This is a genomic window from Aeromicrobium sp. YIM 150415 (assembly GCF_016918125.1).
Taxonomy (GTDB): Bacteria; Actinomycetota; Actinomycetes; order Propionibacteriales; family Nocardioidaceae; genus Aeromicrobium; species Aeromicrobium piscarium.
The window spans coordinates 49140-75956 of record NZ_JAERWM010000020.1 but is presented as its reverse complement, the minus strand read 5'-3'; the positions used below and the strand labels follow the sequence as shown (position 1 = coordinate 75956).

Sequence of the window (26817 nt, the reverse complement as noted above, 5' to 3'; positions counted from 1 at the left end):
CCTGTATGACCCGCCGAGCCCCGCTCAGTGACGCCCAGCGCAGCATCGTCGATGCGTGGCTGCTCGACCCCACGGCCCCGACCTTCCGCGTGGCCGACCTGGTGGAGATCACCGGGGAGGTCGACATCGCCGCCTTCGCCGAGGCCGTCGAGCAGACCCTCGCCGAGGTACGGGCGCTCAGCTGGCGGATCGGCGAGGACGCCGACGGCTGGTGCCAGCAGGAGGAGGAGCCACAGCATCGGGTCGAGGTCCGCGATGTCCGCTCCGAGACCGATCCCCAGGCGACCGCGCGAGCCTGGGTCGACGCGGATCTCGCGGTCGACGACGGGTCCTTCGGCGATGCGCAGGTGCTGTGGCGGATCGCCGACGACCTGATCTGGTGGTATCAGCGTTACCACCACGCCCGAGTGGACGGATGGTCGGTCGCGGCGATCACCCGGCGGGTCGCACGCCGCTATCGCGGAGCCGGGACCGGCGACTCCTTCGGTTCCGTCGAGACGCTGTGGGCCGAGGAGGCCGCCTGGGCGCGGTCGCCGAAGGCTGAGGAGGCGGCAGCCTGGTTCGCCGAGACCCTCGAGGGTGCCTCGCCCACTCCGTTGACGGGACGAACATCACCGGCTGCACGGAGGCCGCTGCGACGGGGACTGAGCCTCCCCGACGATGTCCGCGACCGCCTCGTCGCCCTCACCGCGGAGGACCGGCGCGTCACCTGGGCCGATGTGCTGGTCGCCGCCTATGCCGCGTGGGCGGGCCGGAGCATCGGCAGCGATGACGTCGTCCTGGCGCTTCCGGTGTCCGCCCGCACCGAGGGTGAGGCGCTCCGGACGCCGTCGATGTCGGTCAATGTGGTGCCGTTGCGCCTCGTCGTGCCGCCCACGAAGAGCCTGCACGAGCTCGCGCTCCAGACCGCCCGGGCGCTGTCGCACGTCCGTCGCCACCAGCGCTTGCGGGGACCGGCGCTGGGCGACGGCGAGCTGCTGCGCGGACCCGCCGTCAACATCAAGCCCTTCGTCGAGGAACTCGATCTGGGCACCGCGACGGGCCGGCTGCACGCCCTGGAGACCGGACCCGTCGATGACCTCGATCTCGTCGTGGTGCCGGCGCCTGGCGGCGGCGTGCAGCTGACCTTCGAGGCGAATCCGGATCTCCACGACGAGCACGACCTGGACCGCCATGTCGAGGCATTCGCCACCTTCCTGACGGGCGCCCTGGCGGACCCGGAGCGCCCCACGGGCCAGGTCTCGCTGGCATCGGCCCTGGGGGAGGAGGTTCCCGCACGGCAGGTCGTTCCTGTCGACGTGTCAGAGCGTTTCTCGCGCACGGTGGTCGAGCACGGCACAGCCATCGCAGTGAGAAGCGGCGACGAGACCGTCACCTTCGCCGAGCTGGGGGAGCGGGTGCGGTCCTGGGCCGAGGTGCTGCGCGGTGCCGGGGCAGGCCCCGAGCGACGAGTGGCGATCGCCCTGAGGCGCGGTGTCGACGTCGTCACAGCGATCCTCGCGACCCTCGAGACAGGGGCCGCGTTCGTGCCGCTCGACCTGGAGTACCCCGACGAGCGCATCGACGCGCTCATCGCCGACACCGATCCGGTCGCGCTGGTGGTGCACGGGGGCCATCGACGCGCCGCCGATCCGCGGGCGCTGACGGTCGACGACCACCGGCTGGAAGGAGCCGTCCCGGTCACCGTCTCCGGTGAGCGACACCCGGGATCGCTGGCCTATATCGTGCACACCTCCGGCTCGACCGGTCGCCCGAAGGGCGTCATGGTCTCCCGCGCGGCCCTCGCCTTCTTCTCGACCCATCACGGTGAGGGCCTCTTCGCCGAGGTGGCGGCCCAGGCAGGCCGCCGGCTGCGCGCCGCCCATACGGCGTCGTTCTCCTTCGACTCCTCCTGGGAGCAGCTGGTGTGGCTGCTGCACGGGCACGAGCTCGTCGTGTACGACGAGGACGACCGCCGCGACGCACACGAACTGGTCCGGGCGATCGATCGCGACCGCATCGACACGCTCGACGTGACGCCGTCGATGGCGGTCGCGCTGCTGGCCGAGGGGCTGCTCGACGTCGCGCACATGCCCCGCTTGTTCCTGATCGGCGGAGAGGCCGCGACCGAGGGGCTCTGGCGCCGGCTGGCGGGATCCCCGATGCGCTCCCACAACTTCTACGGCCCGACGGAGGCCACGGTCGATGCCCTCGGCGCGGCGGTCACGGGCGATCGTCCGATGATCGGGCATCCGCTGGACGGCACGTCGGCACGCATCCTCGACACCGCCCTGCGACCCGTGCCCCAGGGCTCCGTGGGCGAGCTCTATCTCGCCGGGCCGCATCTCGCCCGGGGGTACGCGGATCGTCCTGGGCTCACGGCCGAGCGCTTCGTGGCCGATCCCGAGGGCCGAGCCGGGGAGCGGATGTACCGCACCGGCGACCTCGTCCGTGCCGAGTGCGACGGCTCCATCAGCTACCTCGGCCGCCTCGACGATCAGGTGAAGATCCGCGGCCACCGCATCGAGCTGGGGGAGGTCATCGGCGCTCTGGAGTCACTGCCCGGTGTGCACCAGGCCCATGCGGCAGCCCATGGCGACCCCGCCCGGCTGGTCGCCTGGGCGGTCGCTCCCGGGGCCGACGCCACTCGGCTGCGCAGCGCCCTGGCGGCGCAGGTGCCCGCTCACCTGGTGCCCGCGGTGGTCATGGTGGTCGACCGATTCGCCCGGACGGTCCAAGGCAAGATCGACACACGGGCGCTTCCCGAACCGACGGTGGGCTCGACCGAGCACGTCCACGCCGCCGACGCGCGCGAAGCCGCCGTCGTGACCGCGATGGCGGAGGCCCTGGAGGTCGCCGAAGTGTCGGTGCTGGACGACTTCTTCACCATCGGCGGCGACAGCATCAGCGCCATCGCGGTCGCCGCACGGCTCCGCGCGGTGGGCTGGCAGACCCGGCCGCGCGATCTGTTCCGTGCTCGCACGGCCCGCGATCTCGCGCCGGAACTGGTGCCCGTCGAGGTTGCGGAAGCTGTCCTCGACGACCCGGTGGGGCGAGCGCCGCTCAGCGACGTCGCCGCCGCGACGCTCGCGCTCGCGGGCGATCACCTGGAACGCTACGCCCAGCACACCGTCGTGCGGGTGCCGGCCGGGATCGAGGACGCCGGGCTGTCCGCGATGCTCGGTGTGCTCGTCGAACGACATGCCGCGCTGCGAGTGCGCCTCGACGGCGATGCCCTGGAGTTCCCTCCGGCCGAGCGGGTCACCGTGCCGATCCACTCCGGAGACGATCGCGATCTCCTGCTGGAGCGGCTGCTGGGCACCCTTGACCCGCGGGCCGGGCGCGTGCTCGCCGCCGGACGGCCCGCGGCCGATCGGCTCGTCCTGGCCGTCCACCATCTCGCGATCGATGCCGTCTCCTGGCGGGTCCTGCTCGCCGACTTGGCTGCACTGCTCGAGGAGCGCGTGCTCCCGCCGCTGACGGCGACCTCGTGGCGCGCGCATCTCGAGGCCCTCGACGCTCGCCCGCCGGTCCCCGAGCTGCCGCCGGTGGAGGATCTCGGCGCGGCGCTCGCACCCTCGTCGAAGGACACTGCCGGCGGAGCGCTCCGTGAGACGGTGCTGTTCGATGCGGAGACCAGCGCGGCGGTGCTGCGCGGGCTGCCGGACAGCTACGAGACCCGTCCGGACGTGGTGCTCGCGGCGGCGGCGTCGCTCGCGGTCGATCGTCATCTCGGCTTGGACCGGTCCGATCCTCGGGAGCTGCTGCTCACCTGGGAGAGCGTCGGGCGTGAGCCGGTCGTTCCCAGCCATGACGTGTCCTCGACCGTCGGCTGGCTGACCGAGGAGTTCGCGGTCGCTGTGCGGCTCGCACCGGGCCGTGACGACGCCGGGGGAGTGCTCAAGGCCACCCAGCAGGCACGGCTCGAGGTGCCCGGCGAGGGGCGCGGACGGTGCACCCGGCAACAGCCACGCGTGCTGGTCAACTACCTCGGACGGTTCGGCGACGACACGGGGCTGCTCGTCGGTGACACGGCCTTCGCCGCCGCGGTCCCGGACGGTTTCGCGCTCGCCCACGGCATCGAACTCAATGTCTTCGTCACGCGCCAGGACCGGCTGGCGATCGAGTGGACCATCGCCGGCAGCCTGTCCGGGCATCGCGACTCCCTGCAGAGGGCCTTCGCGACCGCGATCGACGAGCTGGCCCGTCTGGTGCCCGCGCGCGATGAGACGGTTAGGAGCCTCGTTCCGGCCGCCTGCACGCTGCCCGGTCTCGATCAGGCGACGATCGACGCGGTGGAGGTCGAGCACGGGGCTCTCCTGGACATCGCGCCCTTGCCGCCGTTGGCGGAGGGGCTGCTGTTCCACGCCCTCGACGCGGGACACGATGACCGGTACGCGACGCTCACCACGGTCCACCTCGGCGGCGATATCGACCTCGAGCGACTGCGGGCGGCCGTCGCCGCCGTGGTCGCCCGGCACCCCCAGCTCGATGCCCGGATCGTCGCCGATCGATTCGCCCGGCCCGCGCAGCTGGTGCCGCGCCGGCCGCGGGTCGCCATCGTCGATCGCGCCGGGCTGGCGGCACCGTTCGAGGTCGGCACCGGGCCCCTGACGCGGTGGACGCTGGAACCCACCGATGCGGGCGTCGACGTGCTGATCGGCGCACACCACCTCGTCGCCGACGGATGGTCGACGCCGCTGCTGATCCGCGATCTCCTCTCGGCCTACGCCGGGGAGGAACCCGCCACGCCAGGATCCGGCTGGTCCGGGATGCGCCGGTACCTCGAGGTCCTCGGTCGCGACGACCTCGACCTCGCCCGTTCGGCCTGGGCGGCCCACCTGGAGGGGATCACCACCGGTTCGCTCATCGCTCCCGATACGACGCCGGGTGATCCCGCGACGGTCGATGTCGAGCTTCCGCATGATCTCGCGGACCGGCTCGCCGCCTCATTGCGGGTAGAAGGCCTGACCCTCAGCAGCGCGTTGAACGCCGCGTGGGGCTATGCCCTCGGACGGGCGCTGGGGAGCACCGACGTCGTGTTCGGTACCACGGTGGCCGGTCGTTCGGCCGATCTCCCCGGTATCGACGAGGCCGTTGGCCTGCTCAGCCAGACCTTGCCCGTGCGGGTCGCGCTGCGCGGAGACCGATGCTGGCGCGACACCATCGCCTCGCTCGGTCTGGAGCGTGCCGAGCTCGGCGAGGTCGAGCGCACGAGTCTCGCGGAGATCAGCGACGCGATCGGGGTGCCGGCACTCTTCGACACGCTGGTGGTGGTGGAGAACTACCCCGAGATCGCCTCCTCGACCCCGGGGGTCCGTGTGCTGGGGATCGACAATGCGGGCGGGACGCATTACCCGGTTACCCTGACCGCGTTGCCCGGCGATGGCATCCGACTGACCCTCGACATCGATCCGGCGCGTGTCCCGGCCCCGGTGCGCGAGCGGCTGATCGACGACCTCGTCACGGCGCTTGCGCAGATCGCCGACCACCCCGATCACCCGGTCGGGGCGACGGCCTCGCCCTTCGCGGACGCGCGGATCGCCGGCCCTCGTGTGCCTCGGGAGATCGATTCGGTGCGCTCCTTCGCCGAGAGCGCGCAACGACGCGCGGACGAGCCGGCGGTGCTCACCGCCTCCGAGTCGGTGACCTTCGGGCGTCTCGCGGCACGCGCCGAGGCGCTGCGCGTGGCGCTGGCGGAGGCAGGGGCGCGCCCCGGCGACCTGGTCGGCATCGCGCTGCCACGTACGCCCGATCTGATCGTCGCCGTACTGGCCGCGCTCGCCGGGGGACACGCCTACCTGCCGTTGGACCCGGAGCATCCGGAGCAGCGCCGCCGCGAGATCGTCGCCGACGCGCGACCGAGGGTGATCATCGGCGACCGGAGCCAGGAACAGGACGACGTGGCGGTGATCCCGGTACCCGAGGAGGCTCGGGACGCAGCCCTCAACGTCGTTCCGGTGCCCTCGTCCTCGACGGCCTATGTCATCTACACGTCCGGCTCGACCGGGCGGCCCAAGGGGGTCGTCATCGAGCGGGGCTCGATGGCACGTCACTTCCAGGGACTCCGCGAGCAGCGCGAGCGCGAGGTGCTTCCGACGGTGGCCGAACGGCGAGGGCGCGATCGCGTGCACGCACTGTTCTCCGCCTCGCTCGCCTTCGACACCTCGCTCGGCCAGCTGCACTGGCTCTTCGCCGGGCACACGCTCGTACTCGCCGACAGCGACGAACGCCGCGATCCCGTCGCGATCGCCGAACTCGCCCGCCAGCATGAGGTCGACGTCGCGGACGTGGCGCCGATCCTCGGCGACCAGCTCGCCGACCTGGGGCTGCTCGACGACCCCGCAGGACTCAGCCTGCTCTACCTCGGCGGCGAGGCGGTGCCCCCGGGCACGTGGTCGCGGCTGCGCGCGCGGCAGGCCGCGGTGGTCAACCTGTACGGGCCCACCGAATCCACCGTCGACGCGCTCGGCGCCGACCTGGCCGACGCCGAGCGGCCGGTCGTCGGCACACCGGTCGCGGCGGTGGACGCGCGGATCCTCGACGCCTTCCTGCGCCCGGTCGATGCCGGGGTCGAGGGGGAGCTGTACCTCGGGGGCGATCAGCTGGCCCGCGGATACTTGGACCGACCCGGTCTGACGGCCGAGCGCTTCGTCGCCGACCCGTGGACAGCGGGCCGCCGGATGTACCGCACGGGCGATGTCGTGCGCCGCCGCGCCGACGGGCTCATCGAGTTCGTCGGCCGTGCCGACGACCAGATCAAGATCGGCGGTCATCGCATCGAGCTCGCCGAGGCGACCGCTCTGGTCGATGCCGTTCCGGGAGTCGACACCGCCGTGGTGATCGCCGATCCTCCCGGCGCGACGGCTGAGCGGCTGCTGGCCTTCGTGACGCCCAGCGCGGACGCGGACCCCGGGTCCCTTCCCGAGCAGGTGCGCGCACACGTCGCCGAGCATGCGCCCCATCCGCTGGTGCCCGCCGCGGTCGTGGTGCTCGACAGCTTCCCGCGCACGATCAGCGACAAGATCGATACCGCCCGACTGCGGTCGATCGATCTGGTGCCCGTCTCGGTCGAGCGGCCCGTGGTGCGACCCCGCACCGGCCCCGAGCAGGCGATCGCCAGCGCGGTCCGCGATGTGCTGGGCGTCGCCGATCCGTCGATGGACGACGACTTCTTCGCCCTCGGGGGACACTCGCTCACGGCGCTGCGGGTGCTCGCGTCGATGCGCTCGGCCGGGTATTCGCTCGGCGTGCGCGAGGTCTTCGCCGAGCGACGGCTGGACCGCATCGCCGCGTCGGCTCGTCCGTTCGAGTCCGAGGACGCGCCCGCCGACGAGGAGCGGGTGCACCGGCTGGTGACCGAAGGTGGCACGACAGGGGTCAGCGATGCCCAGCGGCGTCTGCTGTTCTTGGCGGATGTCGAGGGCCCCGCGCCCACCTGGAATGTCCCGGTCGTTCACCGAGTGCTCGGCCCCGTGGACACCGAGGCGCTCGCGGCGGCGTGGACGGTGCTCGTCGACCGGCACGCGACCCTGCGCACGCGATTCGGGCGCCGCGACGGCGGATTCACCTCCGTGATCGCGCCCATCGGCGACGGGCCGGCGCTCACGGTCCGTGCCGTCGACGATCTGACCGGTGCGATCGCCGTGGCCGAGAGCGAGTCCTTCGACGTCTTCGCCAGCACGCCGGTGCGACTCAGCCTGCTGAGCTCCTCGGACACCGAGCACGCCCTCGTGCTGTGCGCACACCACGCGCTGCTGGACGACTGGTCGGTCGGCGTGCTCGCCGAGGAGCTCACCACGCTCATGGCCGGGGGCCGGCTCACCGCGCTGCCCGACGCGGCCCAGCACGTCGCCGGACATCTCGAGGTCACCGACCCGGCTCCCGTGGCGTCCCGGCACGAGGAGTTCTGGCGCGGGACCCTCGACGGCCTCGCCGCCGAGATCGATCTACCGGCCGACCGGCCCCGCTCCGAGCAGCCGAGCTACACCGCGCATGCCGTGACTCTGCCACTGGACGATGCGGTGCGGCGTGATCTCGAGGCGTTGACCGCACGCCAGGGCATCAGCCCGCTCATGGTCCTGCAGACGGCCGTCGCCACGTTGCTGCGGGGCATCGGGGCCGGGCCGGACGTGTGTCTCGGCATGCCGGTGGCCAGGCGCGACGATCCCGCCTCGGCCCGGACGGTCGGCTATCTGCTCGACACCGTGCCCGTGCGGCTCGATGTGAGCGGGAGTGACGACTTCTGCCGGCATGCCGCCCGTACCCGGGAGGCGGTCCTGGCCGCCGTCGACCACGCTGACCTGGCCTTCGAGCGGATCGTCGAGATCGTCGCACCGCCGCGATCGTGGTCGCGTCACCCGGTCTTCCAGGTCATGGTCTCGCACGAGGACGGCGGCGGCACCGCGCTTCGGCTGCCGGGGGCCGAGGTCGTCGCGGTCGGCACCGAGACCGAGACGGCGAGACTGGACCTCGCCGTGCGGCTGGTCGAGCCACCATCGGGTCCTCCGTCGCTGCGGCTCACCGCCGCCGCGGACCTGTTCGACCGGGAGACGGCCGAGGTGATCGGGCGCAGACTGCTGGCCTGGTTGCGCCGCGTCCTCGCCCGTCCCGACACGCCGCTGGCCGAGCTCGATCTGCTGCTGGACGAGGAGCGCGGACGTGTCGTCGATGATCACGTCCGTCGTCCGTCGGCGCCTGCCGGCGTCATGACCCGGATCGTCGAGCAGACCCGCGCGACGCCCCGGGCCGTCGCGCTGGTGTCCGGCGGGGTCGAGGTGGACTATGCGACCCTCGCGGGTCGGGCCGCGGCCCTGGCCACCCGCTTACGGGAACGGGGAGTGGGCCCGGACGACACCGTCGCGGTCGCGGTTCCCCGCGGGAAAGAGCTCGTGGTCGCCCTCCTCGGGGTGCTTGGTGCCGGCGGCACCTATCTGCCCGTGGACGACCGCTATCCGGCCGAGCGGATCGCCGACATGCTCGACGACGCCACCCCTCGGCTCGTGCTCGTGACGGCGGAGACGGCCGGTATCGGCGCCGGTCGCGAGGAGCTGGACGTGACCGATCTCGATGATCCGCTGGACCTCCCGTCCGCGCTCGCGACACTGGACGTGCCCTCGGATGCCCGTGGCGCCTACACGATCTACACCTCGGGATCGACTGGCCGACCGAAGGGGGTCGTGATCGACTACGCCGCGATGAGCGCCTTCGTGGACCACGTGGCGACCGATCTGGCACTGACGCCCGCCGATCGATTCGTCGCGGTCACCACGATCAGCTTCGACATCGCGGTGCTGGAGATCTTCGTGCCGCTGGTCAGCGGCGCGGCGGTGGTGCTCGCGGATGCCGAGGAGGTCCGTGACCCCGAGCTGCTCGTCGGGCTCGTGCGGCGCCACCACGGCACGCATCTGCAGGCGACGCCGTCCCTGTGGCGGCCGGTGCTGGAGGCGCACCCCGAGGCCTTCGCGGAGGTCACCGCTCTGGTGGGCGGCGAAGCGCTGCCGCCGGACCTCGCCGAGGCGATGGCCCGCCATTGTGCCGCGGTGATCAACGAGTACGGGCCCACCGAGGCGACCGTCTGGGCCACCAGCTGCGATGTCGCCGCCGCCCTCGGCGCGGGCGAGCCGGTCACGATCGGACGCCCCTATCTGGATGTCGGCGTCCTCGTGCTGGACGATCTGCTGCGGCCCGTGCCCGATGACGTGCCCGGTGAGCTGTATCTGGCGGGGGCGCAGCTCGCCCGTGGATATCACCGGCGTTTCGCCCTGACGGCCGAGCGCTTCGTGGCACGGCCGGGTGGCCGGCCGGGGGAGCGGATGTACCGCACCGGCGACCTCGTGCGACGCGATGCGCAGGGCCACCTGCACTTCATCCGCCGTGTCGACGATCAGGTCAAGGTGCTCGGTCACCGGATCGAACTGGGGGAGATCGAGACCCATCTCTCGCGCCTGCCCGGGGTCGATTCCGCCGCGGCCGTCGTGCGTACCGATGACACCGGCACCGGACGACTCCTCGGCTACGTCGTCGCGGATGCCGATGCCCGGCTGGATCCAGCACAGCTGAAGGCGCACCTGGGGACAGCCATCCCCGCGCATCTGGTCCCGCAGCACATCACGGTGCTCGACGACCTGCCGCTGACGCTCAACGGCAAGGTCGACCGCCAGCGCCTGCCCGAACCCGTCGTTGCCTCCGCCGGCCGGCCGCCATCGGGTCGGGCCGAGGAGATCGTCTGTGCAGCGGTCGCCGCGGTGCTCGGAGTGGCGTCCGTGAGTCCCGAGGATGCCTTCTTCGAGCTCGGCGGGGACAGCATCACCTCGATCCGGCTGGTGGCCGAGGCCAAGGAGGCGGGTCTGCGGATCACGCCACGCGATGTCTTCACCCACCCCGATCTCGCGGTACTCGCCGCCGCGGGTGAGATGACCGACGACCGCTCGCGGCGCGAGCGCCGGCCACGATCGAGCCGCACGCGCGTCACCCTCGGAGCCGACGATCTCGCCCGTATCGACAGCCTCATGGGAGGACCCCGATGACCGTCACGACCGCGCCGACATCCGTTCGCGATCTCTGGCCCGTCACACCGTTGCAGGAGGGGATGCTCTTCCACTCGGTGTGGGAGTCCGAGGCCGGCGAGCGTCCCACCTATCAGCTCCAGTTCGGTGTCGAGCTGGAGGGCGCGGTCGCCGAGGACGCCCTCCGCGAGGCGCTGGCGGACCTGCTGGACGCGCACGAGAACCTGGCGGTGGCGTTCGCGCACGCCGGGCTGGAGCAGCCGGTGCAGATCGTGCCGGAGCACGCGGAGGTGCCGGTGCGGACCGTGGTGGGCGATGATCTCGACGCTCTCGCCCGCGAGGAGTGGGACGCGGGCTTCGACCTGACGCGTCCGCCATTGCTGCGAGCGCTGCTGGCCCGCACGACGCGCGGCACGACGTGGCTCCTCGTCACCGCCCACCATCTGGTGATCGACGGATGGTCCGTCCCGCTCTTCCTGCGCGAGCTGCTGGCGCGTCTGGCGGGCGATGAGATCGAGGAGCCGGTCGCCGACTATCTGGACTACCTGGATCACCTCGACGAGGCCGATCCGGGGGCCGCGCGCTCGGTCCTGCTGGCCGAGCTGAGTGGCGTCACCGAAGGCACGCTGGTCGCACCCGCCGACCCGGGTGGCGAGGTGACGACCGAGGTGATCGAGCTCGATGCCGATGTGACGACCCGGCTCGACCAGGCGGCCCGCGGCATCGGTGTGACCCCGGCCGCCGTGGTCCAGGCGGCCTGGGGGGTCGTGGTGGGTGCGGCGACCGGTCGCGACGATGTCGTGGTCGGGACGGTCACGTCGGGTCGTGATCTCGACGTACCCGGCATCGAGGACGTGCTCGGGCTCGTCTCGAACACCCTGCCGCTGCGGCTCGGGGTGCCCTATGACGCCTCGCTCGCGGAGGTCGCGCGCGAGGCCCATCGGCGTCGTGCGGCGCTGCTGGAGGCTTCGACCGCCGATCTGCGCGGTGTGCAGGCCGAGGTCGGCGTGGCCCCGCTCTTCGACACGCTGGTGGTGGTGGAGAACTATCCGGGCGGTGTCGACGAGTGGCGCAGTGCCGACGGCTCGTTGCGCGTCATCGATCGTCGTGCCGACGACGCGGTGCACTATCCGCTCTCGCTGCTGGCCGAGCTCACCGAGACCTGGCGGCTGGAGGTCGCCAGCCGCCCGGCGGCCTTCGCCTCTCGTCCGCGGCGATGGGCAATAGCTCAGCTGGAGCGGGTGCTGCGCGCTTTCGCGGCCGATCCCGCCACATCTCTCGTCGCGCTCGACCTGGTGACCTCACCTCCTGAGGGGCTCGTCGGCGCGCCGATGACGGCGACGGGAGATGATCTGCTGGCCCGGGTGCGGGAGGTACGGACGCAGCGACCGGATGCTCCCGCGGTGGTGGAGGCGGGCCGGGTCTGGACGGTCGCGGAGCTCCACGCCTTCGCCGACGCGCTGCGAGCGGCCCTCCCCGTGCCGGGCGGCCTCGGGGCGCCCGTCGCCGGCCTGCTGCTGGACCGGTCGGCCGATCTCGTCGCGGCGGTGGCCGCCTGTCTCACGGCTGGCGTGACCTTCGTCCCCCTCGATCCCGACCAGCCCGATGCCCGGCTCGCCGCCATGATCGACGACGCCGGTATCGACGTGATCGTCACCTGCTCAGCGCACGCGGAGCGTGCGTCGTCCCTCCACTCCACGATCCTGTCCACCGACGACCTCGCCGAGGCCGACGGCTCGCCGCCGGTATCCCGGCCGGCTTCCGAGGCGGCCTATATCGTCTTCACCTCCGGCACGACCGGGCGTCCCAAGGGATGTGTCAACACCCTCGACGGGCTCGCGAACCGGGTGACCTGGATGGCCGAGCGCTACGGGATCGGCGCCGACGACGTCGTGCTGCACAAGACGCCGTTGAGCTTCGATGTCGCGGTCTGGGAGCTCGTGCTGCCTCTCGTCACCGGCTCGACCTGCGTCATCGCCCGTTCGGGGGAGCACCGCGATCCCGAGGCGATCGACGCGCTCGTGCGCGAGCACGGCGTCACCGTGCTGCACTTCGTGCCGTCGATGCTGGCAGCCCTGCTCGATCTGGTTCCCCGCCCGGTGTGGCCGACCGTGCGAGCCGTGCTGTGCAGCGGCGAGGCGCTGTCGACCAGTCTCGCTGCCCGAGCCCATGACACGATCGGGTCCGCGATCCACAATCTCTACGGTCCGGCGGAAGCAGCGATCGATGTCACCGCGGCCGACCACGTCCAGGCCGCCGATGGCCCGGGTGCCCCCATCGGCACGGCCGTCCCCGGGGTGACGCTGCGGGTGCTCGATCCGTGGTTGCGTCCGGTCGACCTCGGCGCGACCGGCGAGCTCTATCTCGGCGGTACGCAGGTCGGTCGGGGATATGCGGGACGGCCGGCGTTGACGGCCGAACGCTTCGTGGCCGATCCGCTCGGTACGGGAGAGCGCCTCTACCGCACGGGCGACCTCGTCACGCCGACTGCCGGAGGGCTCCGTTACGTCGGACGCTCCGACGACCAGGTCAAGATCCACGGTGTCCGGATCGAGACCGGAGAGATCGCCGACGCCGTCGCCGCGGCACCGGGGGTGACGTCCGCGGTGGCCGATGTCGTCGACGGCGTGCTCGTCGCCTGGGCCACGGGGAAGACGACCTCAGAGAGCATCCTCCGCGATCTGGCGGACCGGCTGCCGGCGGCGATGCAGCCCGGCCGTGTCACCGTCGTGGACTCGATCCCGACTACCGCTAACGGCAAGGCCGATCGAGCGGCCCTCGCCGGGCTGCTCGACACTCCCTCGGGCAGCGGGCGCGAGCCGATCGGCCCGACCGAGCAGGCCGTCGCCGAGGTGGCGGCCAACATCCTGCGTCTCGACCAGGTCGATCCCGAGGCCGACCTGTTCACCCTCGGTCTGGACTCGATCACGGCCATCGCCCTCATCGGACGGCTGCGGGAGCGCGGCTGGGATGCGAGCCTGCGCGAGGTCTTCGCCCATCGCACGATCGAGCGGCTCTCCAGCGTGATGGCCACGGACCCGGCGCCGGTCGCGGATCGCCCGGCCACCGAGCTGGACGTCGATGACGCGACACGTTCACGGCTGGACGCGAGCTTCGGTTCCGTGGAGCGGGTGCTGCCGCTCGGTCCTCTCCAGGAGGGCCTGTACGTACACCGTGAGATGGGCGGCCGGGCCGACGAGCTCGACCCGTACATCGTCCAGCATCAGCTGACACTCGGCACGGAGGTCGACCCGGAGGCACTGGCCGCGGCCGGCGAGGCCCTGTTACGCCGCCATCAGAGCCTGCGCGCGGGATTCACCCACCACGGCTTCGACCGGCCGGTCGCCGTCATCCTCGCTCCCGGCCCGATGCCACTGGAACAGATCGACCTCTCCGGCCTCGACGCGCAGACGCAGGAGGAGCGGCTCGAAGGCCTGCTGGAACGTCAGGTGGCCGAGGGCTTCGACCTGTCCGACCCGCCGTTGATCCGGATGGTGCTCGTCCGGCTCGGTCCCGCGCGCTTCCGGATCAGCCTCGTGCACCACCACATCCTCACCGACGGGTGGTCCCAGACCCTCGTCCTCGAGGATCTGATGAGGCTCTACGACATCGCCGTCTCCGATCCGGCGCGGCCGGTCAGCGACGCCGGGCTGCCGCCGACCGCCGACTATGCCGACTATCTGGACTGGGTCGCGGCGCAGGACCATGACGAGGCGATGGCCGCCTGGAGCGACGAGCTCAGCGGTCTCGACGAGCCGACCCTCGTGGAACCCCGTTCGCTGACGACGCCGCCGGTGCTCTCGGACTCGGTGACGGCGACGCTCGACGCCGCGACCTCGGACGCGCTCAGATCCGTCGCGCGAGGATCGGGGGTCACGCTCAGCACCGCGCTGTCCTATGCCTGGGCGCACGTGCTGCGGTCCGTGACCGGACGCGACGATGTCGTCTTCGGCACGACGGTCTCCGGCCGTCCCGCCGAGCTCGAACACGTCGACCGGATGGTCGGGCTGTTGATGAACACCGTGCCGGTGCGGGTCGCCATCGACCCCGCGGCCCGGGTGGCCGACCAGCTGCGCGAGCAGCTCGGTCGTCAGGCCGGTGTGATGGGCGCGCACCACCTCGGTCTCGGGTGGATCGGCCAGGCCGCCGGGCACAGCGCGCTGTTCGACACGCTGTACGTGTTCCGCAATATCCCGGCCGACGAGGAGGAACAGGACGCGACCTTCGCCCGCCATCGCATCGAGGAGGCCGAGGCCTACGACGGCACGCACTACAGTCTCGCGCTGACCGTCAATCCCGGCGAAGAGCCCGAGGTGGCCCTGGCCTTCCGGCCAGATCTGATCGACGCCTCGCGGGCTGCGGCGCTGCTCGATCGCTATCTCCGCGCGCTCGACACCCTCGGCTCCGCCCAGTACGCCGCGCAGGTGCGGGTGGACGTCCCGGCGGAGCGCCCGGTGATCGAGAGGGTCAACCGCGAGGCGACGACGGTGCCGGACTCGCACCCGTGGACCAGCGTGGACGCGCGGCTCGCGGCCTCGGCGCAACGGACCCCGGACGTGACCGCGCTGGTCGGGCGTGACCTGGAGGGCGAACCGGTCTCGCTGAGTCTGGGGGAGGTGGAGCGTCGCGTCGCGTCCCTGGCCACGCTCATCGACGAGCTCACGTCGGGCCCGGAGTCCGTCGTGGCCCTCGCCTTGCCGCGCGCGGTCGACCACGTCATCGCGATCTTCGCGACCCTCCGCGCCGGGCGCACCTATCTGCCGTTGGACATGACCAATCCGCCCGAGCGGCTGCGCCGCTTGGCGGGTCGCGCCGGAGCCGAGCTGGTGCTCAGCACTCCGTCACTGGCCGAGACGACCGGCCTGGGCCATGTCGCTCCGGTCCTGGTCTCGACCGACCCGGAGTTCGCCGCGGCGCTGCGAGGCGCCCGACCGGCGGCAGAGCCTGCTCCGGTTCGTCCGGACCAGGCGGCCTATGTCATCTACACGTCCGGGTCGACCGGTGAGCCCAAGGCGGTCGTCGTACCGCATCGTGGGTTGTCGACGATGCACGACAACCATGTGGCGGCGATCTTCGCACCGGCCCTGGAGCGAGCCGGTGCTGAGCGGTTCGTCGTGGCGCACACGGTCTCGTTCTCCTTCGACATGTCGTGGGAGGAGTTCTTCTGGCTCATGGACGGACACGAGGTGCACGTCATCGACGAGGGCCTGCGTCTCGACGTGCCCCGGCTGGTAGAGCATTACCGCGCGATCGGCGTCGATGTCGTCAACGTCACCCCGTCCTACGGGCGCGAGCTGATGGCCGCGGGCCTGCTCGACGATCCCGCCCCCGCACTCGTCCTGCTCGGAGGCGAACCCGTGCCGCCTGAGCTGTGGACCCGGTTGCGCGAGCATCCGCGCAGCAGCGGCTACGACCTGTACGGGCCCACCGAGTTCACCATCAACGCCCTCGGCGCGGACCTCGCCGCGTCGGAACATCCCTCGCTCGGTCGGCCCATCGCCCGGTCGGTGGCGTATGTGCTCGACACGTCGCTGGCCGAGGTGCCGCCGGGCGGGACCGGCGAGCTGTACCTGGCCGGCGATGGCCTCGCGCGGGGCTATCTCGGGGCATCGGCGCTGACGGCGGAGCGATTCGTGGCCGATCCGTTCGCCGCCGACGGGTCCCGGCTGTACCGGACGGGAGATCTGGTGACCCGGCGGCACGACGGCGGGATCGAGTATCGCGGGCGGAACGACGCGCAGCTGAAGATCCGTGGATTCCGCGTCGAGCTCGGGGAGATCGAGGCAGTGGCCGAGGAGCACGGGTCCGTGCGCCGGGCCTGCGCGTCGGTGCATCGCACGCAGTCGGGAGTCGACGTCCTGCGACTGCACGTGGTGACGGCGGACGGGAAGCTCCCCGAGGATCTGGGAGCGCACCTCGCCGCGGTCCTCCCCGCCTACGCGGTGCCGAGTCAGCTCGGTGCCGTCGACGCGATCCCGTTGACCTCCAATGGCAAGGCTGATCGCCGGGCGCTCCCCGAACTGAGCGGCGATGTGCGCCGTGAGCCGCCGCGGACCGCCCTGGAGTCGGAGCTGTGCCGGATCTTCGGAGAGGTGCTCGGTGCCGCGGTGACCAGCCGCGACGACGGCTTCTTCGACCTCGGGGGTCACTCGCTCGCCGCGATGCGGGTCGTCGCGGCGATCTCCGACGAGCTCGGGATCGAGGTCCGGGTGGGCACGCTCATGGTCTCGCCCACCCCGGCCTCCCTCGCGGCCGTGATCCGCGAGCCGGCCGCGGAGGCGGGACTCGGGCGTCTGCTGATGTTGCGCGATCCGGGCTCGGATCCCACCGTGTTCTGCGTCCATCCGGCCGGCGGCTTCGCGTGGCAGTTCGCTCCCTTGCTTCCGCACCTGCCCGCCGGCACCGGAGCCGTGGGGCTACAGGCGCCGGAGCTGTCCGGTGGCACGAGTGCCGCTGCGACCATCGGCGAGCTCGCCGTCGACTACCTCGACCTGATCCGGTCGGTGCAGCCTCACGGCCCGTACCGGCTGCTCGGCTACTCCTATGGCGGCAATATCGCCCATGAGATCGCCGCCCGGCTCGTCTCCGAGGGCGACGAGGTCGAGCTGCTGGGGCTCATCGATCCGGGACCCCTCGGCGGTGATCGGCATGCTCTCGGCGAGGCCGATATCGCGGCACTGCGCGATGAGCAGAGCGCCTTCCTCACCAGCGTGGCGGCGGTCGACGCGGAGACGGATCGGGTGGAGGCTCTCGCGGCTATCCGTGCCTCGCAGGGTGCGCTGGGCGACCGAGTCGACGACACGATCGTGGAGGCGATCGTGGAGGCCCACCGCAGCGCCTCCGAGCTCATGTCCGCATCGGTGTCACCGCGTACCAGCGTGCCGACACTGCTCATCGCCTCGGACCTGGACGGAGATCCGTTCGTCGCCTGGGGCGATCTGCTGGGCGACGACGTGGAGGTGCATCGCGCGTCCGTGGGCCACGACGAGCTGGTGCGGCCCGCCCAGTGGGCGCGATTCGGCCCGATCGTCGCGCGGCGGCTGTCGGGGGCGACATGACCGCTCAGCGGCGCCAGCGCAGGCGGTTCCTGCGGCAGGTGGCGCGGGCGCAATCGGGCACGCTGACACTGGCGATCGTGGCCGGGGCGGTGCGTCAGCTGGGCTTCCTCGCCTTGCCCTTCTTCCTGCAACGCGCTGTCGACGACGGCCTCGTGGCCGATGACCGGGCCACCCTCGCCTGGTGGGCGTTGGCCGTCGTGGCGGCGAGCGCCGTGCAGGTGGTGGGGGTCTGCTGCTGGGACTGGTGGGCCAATCTGGCCGATGGGCGCACCGGCGTGACGTTGCGGCGCGTCGTCGCCGATCACGTGGTGGGAACGAGCGAGGGGGACATCGGTGCCGGTGATCTGATGCTGCGCTCGGGCCGCGATATCGACCTGGTGCGGGTATGGGTGCACGGTCTGCCGACCTGGTCGGTCATCGTGACCACCGTGGTGGTGCTGGTACCCGGGTTGTTCTCGCTCAGTCCGTTGCTGCTGGTCGTCGCACTGGCCACGGTGCCGTGTCTGGTGATCGTCGGGATCGTGCATCCGCGCTGTTTCGAAGCGGCGAGTGAGAGAGTCGCGGCGGCACATGGCCGGCGCGCGGACCACGTCCAGCACGCGATCGGATCGGCGGTCACCTCCCGAGGGATCGGCGGCGGACCGGTGCTGGCGGCACGGCACGCAGCGGCCTCGGAGGAGCTGAGCCGGCGTGCGGTGGCCGCGACCGATCGGCTCGCGCGCTGGCAGGCCTGGGGAACCGGGGTGCCGACCATCGCCGTGGCTATCGGTGTGCTGGTGGGTGTGATCGCCGTGCTGGACGGCCGGCTCACGGTGGGCGGCCTCGTCGCCTTCAGCACGTGGATGGGCACGATCGGCGTCGCGGTCGAGGTGGGTCTCATGAGGATCGCCCAGACCCTCGAGGCCCGGGTCGCGGCCGATCGGCTGGTCGCCGTCATCGGGCCCGATGTCTGGTCGACGACGACCGACGCGGAGCCCGACGCGGACGAGCGCGTCGAGGAGCTGGCCATCGACGTGCCGGCCGGCCTGTATGCGCGGCGCGGCGAGATCGTGGCCATCAGCGGCCCGACCGGGTGCGGCAAGTCGACCCTGTTGCGTCGTCTCGCCGACACGTGCCCGGGCGCTGTGCTCGTGCCTCAGCGACCCCTCGCGCTGATCGGTTCCGTGCGGGAGAACCTCGGTCTCGGCGATCCCGTGCCCGATGAGGTCCTGCGGCGTGTGCTGGCCGATGTGGGACTCGACGGCGAGCTCACCCTCGATGATCACCTCGCCGACGGAGCCGATGGTCTCTCCGGGGGTCAGATCCAGCGTCTCGCGCTCGCCCGGGCGGTGATCGGCGACCCACCCGTTCTCCTCCTCGATGACGTGACATCCGCGGTCGATGTGTTGACGGAGTCCCGCGTCGTCGCGATGCTGCGGCGCGAAGCGGCCGGGCGGATCATCGTGGTGGTCACGCACCGCGATGGAGTCCTCCGCGCGGCCGATCGGGTGGTCGAGCTGGCACCGGTGGCGCGATGACGCGCGAGCTCAGCGAACGGCCGAGCCGGCACGCCATCGGGCGGATGACCTGGGCGCTGGCGCGGCCGCACGGACGGGTGCTCGTCGCCGGCCTGTTCGCCGCGATGATCGCCAGTGCGCTGGCCATCGTGACCGCTGCGCTGGTCGGCCGGGTGACCGACGCCGCGCTGCGCGACGACGCACGGTCGGCGATCGTCCTCGCCGCGGTGGGGATCGGCTGCGCGGTCGTCCAGGTCGTCGCCACCGGGTACGGGCAGGCGTGGCTGGCGCGCGCCGGCGAGTACGTCGTGCGCGATCTGCGTGACACGATGATCGTGCGGCTGCTGCTCGCCCCGCTGAGGTTCATCGAGCGTCACCGCGCGGGCGATCTGGTGCAGCGAGGCACGGCGGAGATCGCGGCCCTCTCGACCTTCGTCCGCGAGTCGCTCGGCCAGCTGGTGACGACGGTGTCGACCCTGGTCGCCGCCGTGATCGTGCTCTCGATCGAGTCCTGGCAGTTGCTGCTGGCCGTGGTCCTCGGTTTCGGTCCGGCGAGTTGGTGGCTGATGCGGCGCTTCCGGGCGGGCGCGGGACCGGCCTTCGCGGCGGAGGCGGCAGCGGAGGCCGATGTCATGGCCGGGGTCGCCGAGATCGTCCGGACCCGCTCGCTGTTGCGGCAGGCGAGTCCGGCGGGTCGTCGTCACTTCCTGGCCTCGCTCGACGAACGGGGCGAGCGCGCGGTGCGAGCCCAGATGCGCACGGTCGTGGTCTCGCGATGGGTCAATGCGATGGCACTGATCGAGGGGCTGAGCCTCGCGGCGCTCCTCGGTGTCGGAGCGCTGCTGGTGGACCGTGGCACGCTCAGCGTCGGCGTGGTCGTGACCTTCGTGCTGGCGGGACGGACGCTGTTCACCTCCTTCTCCGATCTGTCCGGGCTCGTCGCCGATGCCGAGGAGGCGGCGACCGGGATGGCCCGCGCCCGCGACCTGCTCGAGGCCACCACACTCGGGCCGACGGCGACACAGCGCCCCTCGGGGCGGCGGCTGGTCGCGGAGTCCGTGACATTCGGCTACGGCGAGGAGGTCATCCTCGACGGGGTCGACCTGATCGTGGAGCCGGGGGACCGGGTCTGCCTGGTCGGACGCACCGGGGCCGGCAAGTCGACCCTCGCGAAGCTGCTGGCCGGCCTCTACCCTCCCGATGGGGGCAGCGTGCGGCTCGGCGGTGTGGAGCTGTCATCGCTCGCACCGGAGGAACGTGCCGCGCTGGTCACCTATATCCCGCAGCAGGTCCAGCTCGGGGCAGGGAGCCTGCGCGACGAGCTGCTCCTCGCCGCCCCGGAGGCGGGCGATGACGATCTGCTGGCCGCCGCTCACCGGCTGGGGCTCGGAGGCTGGCTGGAAGCCTTGGCCGATGGGCTGGACACCGCCGCCGATGGCGGTCTGTCGGCGGGTGAGCGTCAGCTCGTCGGACTGCTGCGGGTCGGGCTGTCCGAGGCGGCGGTGCTGGTGCTGGACGAGGCGACATCGGACCTCGACCCGGAATCGGCCGGTCTCGTGGAGCGGGCGTTGGACCGCCTGGCAGCAGGGCGAGCCGTCGTGGTGGTGGCCCACCGGCCCGAGACGATCGCCGCCTTCGACCGGGTCGTCGATGTCGGCGCGCCGCTCAGTCGTGCCTGATCGGATCGTCGATGCCGCCGAGGCACACGCTGGTCGTGAGCCGACTCGCTCCGTCCGGTGAGGCGATCGCCGCGGCGTGATCGGGATCGACCTCCAGGCTGTGCCAGGGCACGGGGCTCCGGCGGATCTCCAGCTCCTCGGCGGGGTCGAGCAGGCCTCGTCCGAGGCTCTTCAGCACGGCCTCCTTGGCGGTCCACCAGGAGGCAGCCGTGGAGGCGCGCTCGGAGAAGGGGAGCGCGGCGAGATCGGCGCGCTCGTCCGGCGTCCAGACGAGCTCGGAGTCGAGCAGGTGGCTGAGCGCCGCGGTGTCTTGGACGTCCAGTCCGACCGGGGCGGCGGAGACGGCGATCCCGACGTGCGCACCGGCGTGGGTGATCGACAGATGCAGGGGAAGCGGGGTGTCCGAGGTGCCGAGCAGCAGCGGCCGGCCGTCCGGCTCGGAGGCGATGCGGACGCCGGCCGGGTCGATCCCGAGCCGCTGAGCGACGGCCCGACGGGCCAGGACGCGCGCGGTGAGATGGCGGTCGGCGTCGACCGCCAGCCGGAACCGGGCGGCCCGGTCGAGCTCCTCGGAGACGACCAGCGGGTGCCGCCGTGCCGCCGGATCGGGCGGACACCACAGCACCAGAGCGGGGCGGTTCATCGCTCCTGGCTGGCGCCGCCGTCGACGACGAGGTCCTGCATCGTGACGTGCCTGGCGCTGTCCGAGGCGAGCCAGGCGACTGCCGCCGCGATGTCGCCGGGGTCGGCGATGCGCCCGAGCGGGATGCCGGCCTTGAAGGTGGTGAGGTCGCCCTCGAGGATCTGCTGCTCAGCGGCGGTATCGGCGAGGATGCCGGCGGTCATGTCGCTGCGGGTCGTGCCGGGGGAGACGACATTGCACCGGATGCCGTGCGCGCCGAGCTCCAGGCCGAGGGACTGGGTGAACAGGGCGGCCGCCGCCTTGGAGGCGCCGTAGGCGGCCATCGAGTGCCGGGGCAGGCGGCCGGCATTGGACGCGATCGTCACGATCGAGCCGCGCCCGCGCGGCACCATGCGGCGGGCGACCGCGGTGCTGACCACGAACACCCCGGTGGCGTTGACCGCGAAGGTGCGGTGCCACTCGTCCGCCGAGAGCTCGAGGGTGGGGCGGTGGCTGAGCACCCCCGCTCCGTTGACGAGGACGTCGATCGGGCCCGCCTGCTCCTCGATGGAGGAGACCGTCGCCTCGACGGAGCTCTCGTCGGTGACGTCGAGGATGCGGTGGTCGTCATCGTCCCTCGCGATGAGGTCCGTGCCGAAGACGCGATAGCCGTCCGCCCGGAGCGCGTCGACCACGGCGCATCCGATCGCCCCTGCCGCACCCGTCACCATCGCGTTCACCATGTAGGTGAGCCTATCTTTACTTCGGGGCGACGGGATCAGCGGTCCGAGGTCGCCTCGATCGAGTCGGTCTCCAACTCGATGTCGAAGCGAATGCTCTCGACGCCGACCACGAGCTTGCGTGCTGTGGCGTCGCGGCTGCTCGGTCGGATGGCCGTCACGAGATAGGGCCCCGCGCCGGGCAGCGGCACGCGATAGCGTCCGTGTTCGTCGCACCTCGTGGTCTGGACGAGTCCGCCGGACCCGTGGGCGAGGGCCACGGTCGCGTCGCCACAGGGTTCGCCCGCGTGGGTGACGCAGCCGTGGAGGGTCAGCTCCTCGCCGAGGCGCAGCACCGGCCCTGCCCCGTGTCCGGCGTAGTCGACGACCCGGGACGCGGGGCTCCAGCCGAGGGCGTTCACGGTGAAGACATAGGTGCCCGCTCCCGGGAGGACGACGGAGTAGCAGCGGTCCGGTCCGGTGGGGCTCCAGTCGACCTGGTCGCCATCGAGGGTCAGGACCGACACGAGGGAGGGGCGCTCGCGTTCAGAGCCGGGGAAGACCACCTCGCCGCGCACGACGACCTCCTGCCCCTGCGCCTCGCTGCCGCGGGCGGCGGAGGTGGTCGGGCGGGTGGCCGGGATGGCCAGGGCGAGGAAGACCGCGATCGTGGCGATGACGGCGGACGTCCAGGCCACCGCATCGATGCCGGCACGGGTCGGCAGGAGGGTCCCGCCGACCTCGGCGACGCTCGCCGCGAGGATCGCCGCGCAGCCCGCGCTCGCGACGGAGGATCCGAGGGTGCGGACGAGGGTGTTGAGGCCGTTGGCCGACGCGGTCTCGGTGATCGGCACGGCGCTCATGATGAGGGTGGGCAATGAGGCGAAGGCGATCGCGGTGCCGGCGCCGACCACGGTCGAGCCGATGATCACCTGGAGGACCGATTCGGAGAAGGGCACGCGGGCGGCGTAGCCGACGGCCATGACCCCGGCACCGAGGATGAGGGTGAGACGCCCGCCGATGCGATCGAGGAGGCGGCCGGTGATCGGCGCCATCGCGGCCATTACCAGGCCCATGGGGATCATCGCGAGACCGGCTGTGCCGGCGTCGAGCCCGAGCCCGGCCCCGCTGGCGACGGGCAGTTGCAGCGACTGGGTCGTCAGCATCATATTGGCGAACATCGCGAAGCCGACGAAGAGCGAGGCGATATTGGTGGTCAGCACGGTGCGCTGGCGGGCGATCCGCAGGTCCACCATCGGCTGGCTGCGGCGCAGCTGGGTGGGGAACCAGATCACCAGGGTGAGCGCCGAGAGGCCGAGGAGTCCGAGCACGAGAGGGCTGTCCCAGCCCCACTGTCCGGCCTTCGTGAGCGGGAGCAGGAGGGCGACGATGGCGATCGAGAAGAGGATCGCGCCGAGGATGTCGAAGCGACCCGATGTGCGCACCGAGGACTCGTCGATGAACAGGGCGATCGTGATGACGAGCACGAGCCCGGCCACAGCGCTGAACCAGAAGATCGAGTGCCAGCCCAGGTGCTGGTAGAGCACGCCGGACAGCGGCAGGCCGAGGCCGGAGCCGATGCCCATGGTGGCGCTCATCAGGGCGACCGCCGTGCCCACACGTTCCTTCGGCAGCTCGTCGCGCAGGATGCTGATGCCCACGGCGATCAGCGAGGCCGCGAATCCCTGCATGGCCCGGCCGAGGATGAGCATCGCGAAGCCGGCCTCGAGGGCACAGATCACCGAGCCGATCACCATGATCGTGAGCACGACCATGAGCATCCGGCGTTTGCCGTACATGTCGGCCATGCGGGCGACGATGGGCGTGGACACCGCGGAGCAGAGGATGGTGGCGGTGATCAGCCAGGAGGCGTCCTCGGTGGTGACATCGAGGAGTCCGGGGAGGTCGGCGATCAGCGGGATGATCAACGTGAACTGCATCGCCGAGACGAGACCGCCGCAGGAGATGACGGCGATGGTCACCCACGGTGGCACTCGATGGGCGAACACAGCTGCCTCCAGACGGTGAGGGGTTTCAGGTGAACCGTACAGGGCAGATTCCGTCGGCGACCGGCGGACGTCCGTTCCGGACGACATGGTCCTTGAGGACTACAGACTCCGGACTCGGCGCGGTGATAGCTTCTCCGCACCCGCGGACGCGAGAGAGGTCTGCTCCGCGGACGGCTCGCGCGTCGCGACTCGCTGCGCCGATCGCAAAGGAGTGGGAGTGACGAGGTCGGGCAAGAGGCCGGCGCGCGCGCAATGCGACGGGCGCCGCGACAGCCGCGGTGCTGCCATGGTCGAGTTCGCCCTCGTCGTGCCGATCCTGCTGGCGCTCGTCTTCGGGATCATCAGCTACGGCTACATGTTGAGCTACCGCCAGGCCGTCACCCAGGCAGCGAGCGAGGGGTCGCGCTCGGCCGCCCTCGCGCCGGCCACCGTCGCGGTAGCCGATCGCACCGACCGCGCGCGTTCCGCGGTCAACCGCTCGCTGGAGTCCTATGGCGTGCGGTGCACCGAGACCGGGAGCCTGACCCACCACGGCACCACCGTCGGCACCTGCGTGCTGACCAGCGCGACCTGTGAGGGATCGAGCTCGGACGCCTCCTGTGTCAGCGTCTCCATCCGCCACGACTATCGCGATCATCCGCTGATCCCGTCCTTCCCGGGCCTGGGCATCACCCTGCCCTCGACGGTCGAGTACACCTCCGTGGTGGAGACGAGCTGATGGCCCGACGTGACGAGGATCGCGGGGCGGTGCTCGTGATGACGGTGTTCATCGTCGTCGTCACTGTGGCGATCGCCGCCTTCGCGGTGGACCTGGGAGTGCAGCGTTCGGCCATCCGGGACATGCAGGCGGTCGCCGATGCCGCCGCATTGGATGCGGCACGTCGTCTTCCCGCCTGCGACGATGCTGTGCTGACGAGTGTGGCCCGGGAGAGCAGAGGGCGGCAGGGCGGCGTGCTCGGCTCCGAGGAGGAGCTGGTGGCGGTCGCGGGTCATCTGACCCCCGAGGGCCGCTTCGTGGCGGGGTCCGACGGAACGTCCTGCACGGCGGTGCGGGTGACCTCGGGCACGACCGTGAGCCGTGTCTTCGCCGTCGGGAACGGCAAAGCGTCCCGGGCCGCCGTCGCGACGCGGGACGCGCCGGAGGCGTGTCTCGTGGTGGGCGCGATGCTGGCCTCCCTCGACACGTCGAGTGCGACCTTCCTGCCCGACTGGTTCGGAAAGGTCCTCGGCATCGACGGCGATGTGCTCAGCTCGGGCGGTCTGGCGGACCTGCGCGGTGTCGAGGTGCCGCTGGCCGATATCGCCGCCGAGCTCGGTGCGGTGTCACCCGAGGGACTGCTGGACACCGGAGTCACCGCGCTGCGGCTCGCGGAGATCGCCGCACAGCTCGTCCACCAGCAGGGCGCGGCCGGTGCCGATGTGGCGATCGACGCCCTCGTCGCCGCCCTGGCGGCATCCGGCCGCGTCAAGGACCTCGGCTTCGCCCTCGGCGACATCCTCGCCCTGGACACCACCGGGAGCGCGGCGCTCACCGGCGACGTCAACGTGCTCGACCTGCTCGGCCTCGCCCTCGAAGCGGCCTCGGCGCAGGCCGGAGCGCCCGCATACACCGTCAGCACGGATGGGCTCGTACCGCTGACGATCACCCTGATCGAGCCGGCGAAGATGGCCTGCGGCCGACCGGGAAGCGGGGCGACGGCCCACTCCTCGCAGGCGAAGGTCGAGGTGAACGTGCCGCTGAACCTGCTGAATCTCAGGGTTCCCGGTCTGCTGGATGCCGGATTGACCGGGAGTGTGCCACTGACGATCGAGCTGGCGCAGGCAACGGGAACGCTTACGGACGTGCAGTGCGATCAGGAGATGCTTCGCGTGCAGATGAGCGGCTCCGGCGCACGAATCAGCGGCGGCGCCACGCTGGACTTCCGGGTGCGGGTATCTCTTCTCGGGATTCCCCTGCCCATCTGGCTCGACCTCAGGCCGGTGCTCTCGGTCTCCGCCGCTCTGCTGATGCCCCCCGAGGAAGAGATCCTGCTGCCGTTCGGTGACGGTGCCGAACCGCGCCGCTATGGCGGCGATGTGGGGGCGCCACTCGTTCTGAACGCGCACCTGGAGTTCCCCCGGGACGGTCTGTTCAACCAGCTGGTGGGAGCGGTGGCCGGAGGCCTGAACGGACTCCTCGACATCGTGCTTCCGCTCGTCACGAATGCCCTGAAGGGCGTTCTCTCGCCGGTGCTGAACACGCTGACGAATGGGCTGGGGATCGATGTGGCAGGGGCGCGGGTGCAGGCTGGCGGTACGTCCGCCTGTGACGGCGTGCGTCTCGTCGAGCCCGTCGCCGGGTGAGGTATCACGAGACGGAGAAGGTAGTCCGAACGGGCTAATTCGAAGATAGTCCTCCGTTCTCGGGACAAGGGCTGCTGTCTTGTCTAGTTTCAATCTCAAGCACCGGCCGTCGGGGGCCGGGCTCACCCGGATCGATGATCCGACTGCCTAGGGAGACTTGCATGATCAAGCTGTATGCCACGTTGATGTCCTTCGCTCCGACCTCCAAGCGCGAGGAGAGGGGTGCCACCGCCGTCGAGTACGGCCTCATCGTCGCCCTCATCGCGGCGATCATCATTGGTCTCGTCGCGACGCTCGGTACCGAGATCAAAGACGCTTTCCAGGATGTGATCAATGGGTTCCAGGGCACAGGAACCGGTGGCGAGGGCGGTGGCGGCACCGACGGCTGAGGCCTGATCCGAGCG

The 26817-nt window shown here is 71.5% G+C and carries 10 protein-coding genes; 7 read left to right on the top strand and 3 right to left on the bottom strand.

Annotation, left to right across the window (positions count from 1 at the left end):
• The first annotated feature begins 5 nt into the window (after nt 1-5).
• Genes JL108_RS13380 through JL108_RS13365 form a run of 4 tightly spaced genes read left to right on the top strand, consistent with a single transcriptional unit; the run spans nt 6 to nt 20720 of the window.
• Nucleotides 6-10508 (top strand): non-ribosomal peptide synthetase, encoded by a 10503-nt coding sequence (locus tag JL108_RS13380; RefSeq protein WP_205198738.1) that lies wholly within the window; start codon nt 6-8, stop codon nt 10506-10508.
• On the top strand, nt 10505-17545 hold the full coding sequence (locus JL108_RS13375) for a non-ribosomal peptide synthetase (RefSeq protein ID WP_205198737.1): 7041 nt from the start codon (nt 10505-10507) through the stop codon (nt 17543-17545). Before JL108_RS13380 ends, JL108_RS13375 begins: the two co-directional genes overlap by 4 nt.
• On the top strand, nt 17542-19062 hold the full coding sequence (locus tag JL108_RS13370) for an ABC transporter ATP-binding protein (protein WP_205198736.1): 1521 nt from the start codon (nt 17542-17544) through the stop codon (nt 19060-19062). The genes JL108_RS13375 and JL108_RS13370 overlap by 4 nt, the downstream gene beginning before the upstream one ends.
• On the top strand, nt 19059-20720 hold the full coding sequence (locus tag JL108_RS13365) for an ABC transporter ATP-binding protein (RefSeq protein ID WP_205198735.1): 1662 nt from the start codon (nt 19059-19061) through the stop codon (nt 20718-20720). Before JL108_RS13370 ends, JL108_RS13365 begins: the two co-directional genes overlap by 4 nt.
• On the opposite strand, the gene JL108_RS13360 is transcribed toward JL108_RS13365, so the two are convergent.
• Genes JL108_RS13360 through JL108_RS13350 form a run of 3 tightly spaced genes read right to left on the bottom strand, consistent with a single transcriptional unit; the run spans nt 20707 to nt 24043 of the window.
• A complete protein-coding gene (locus JL108_RS13360) occupies nt 20707-21363 on the bottom strand; it encodes a 4'-phosphopantetheinyl transferase superfamily protein (protein ID WP_205198734.1) in 657 nt (218 codons plus the stop codon). The genes JL108_RS13365 and JL108_RS13360 overlap by 14 nt on opposite strands.
• Nucleotides 21360-22085, bottom strand: a complete 726-nt coding sequence (locus JL108_RS13355) for an SDR family oxidoreductase (RefSeq protein ID WP_205198733.1) — start codon at nt 22083-22085, stop codon at nt 21360-21362. Before JL108_RS13355 ends, JL108_RS13360 begins: the two co-directional genes overlap by 4 nt.
• Nucleotides 22086-22120: 35 nt before the next feature.
• The gene (locus JL108_RS13350; protein ID WP_205198732.1) at nt 22121-24043 is read right to left on the bottom strand and encodes an MFS transporter; all 1923 of its coding nucleotides are present in this window, start codon (nt 24041-24043) and stop codon (nt 22121-22123) included.
• 313 nt (nt 24044-24356) lie between these two features.
• Between JL108_RS13350 and JL108_RS13345 the strand changes: the two genes are divergently transcribed.
• The 3 genes from JL108_RS13345 (at nt 24357) to JL108_RS13335 (ending at nt 26802) form a co-directional block, all read left to right on the top strand.
• Entirely contained in the window at nt 24357-24788 is a 432-nt protein-coding gene (locus JL108_RS13345) for a TadE/TadG family type IV pilus assembly protein (protein WP_205198731.1), read from the top strand.
• Nucleotides 24788-26413: a pilus assembly protein TadG-related protein gene (locus JL108_RS13340; protein ID WP_205198730.1), complete on the top strand. Its 1626-nt coding sequence runs from the start codon at nt 24788-24790 to the stop codon at nt 26411-26413. The genes JL108_RS13345 and JL108_RS13340 overlap by 1 nt, the downstream gene beginning before the upstream one ends.
• Before the next feature lie 161 nt (nt 26414-26574).
• A complete protein-coding gene (locus tag JL108_RS13335) occupies nt 26575-26802 on the top strand; it encodes a Flp family type IVb pilin (protein WP_240191059.1) in 228 nt (75 codons plus the stop codon).
• The last annotated feature ends 15 nt before the right edge of the window (nt 26803-26817 follow it).

Bases quoted from the DNA above. Each gene is read 5' to 3' on its own strand.
- JL108_RS13380 (WP_205198738.1), top strand. From the start codon at position 6: ATGACCCGCCGAGCCCCGCTCAGTGACGCCCAGCGCAGCATCGTCGAT.
- JL108_RS13375 (WP_205198737.1), top strand. From the start codon at position 10,505: ATGACCGTCACGACCGCGCCGACATCCGTTCGCGATCTCTGGCCCGTC.
- JL108_RS13370 (WP_205198736.1), top strand. From the start codon at position 17,542: ATGACCGCTCAGCGGCGCCAGCGCAGGCGGTTCCTGCGGCAGGTGGCG.
- JL108_RS13365 (WP_205198735.1), top strand. From the start codon at position 19,059: ATGACGCGCGAGCTCAGCGAACGGCCGAGCCGGCACGCCATCGGGCGG.
- JL108_RS13360 (WP_205198734.1), bottom strand. From the start codon at position 21,363: ATGAACCGCCCCGCTCTGGTGCTGTGGTGTCCGCCCGATCCGGCGGCA.
- JL108_RS13355 (WP_205198733.1), bottom strand. From the start codon at position 22,085: ATGGTGAACGCGATGGTGACGGGTGCGGCAGGGGCGATCGGATGCGCC.
- JL108_RS13345 (WP_205198731.1), top strand. From the start codon at position 24,357: ATGGTCGAGTTCGCCCTCGTCGTGCCGATCCTGCTGGCGCTCGTCTTC.
- JL108_RS13340 (WP_205198730.1), top strand. From the start codon at position 24,788: ATGGCCCGACGTGACGAGGATCGCGGGGCGGTGCTCGTGATGACGGTG.
- JL108_RS13335 (WP_240191059.1), top strand. From the start codon at position 26,575: ATGATCAAGCTGTATGCCACGTTGATGTCCTTCGCTCCGACCTCCAAG.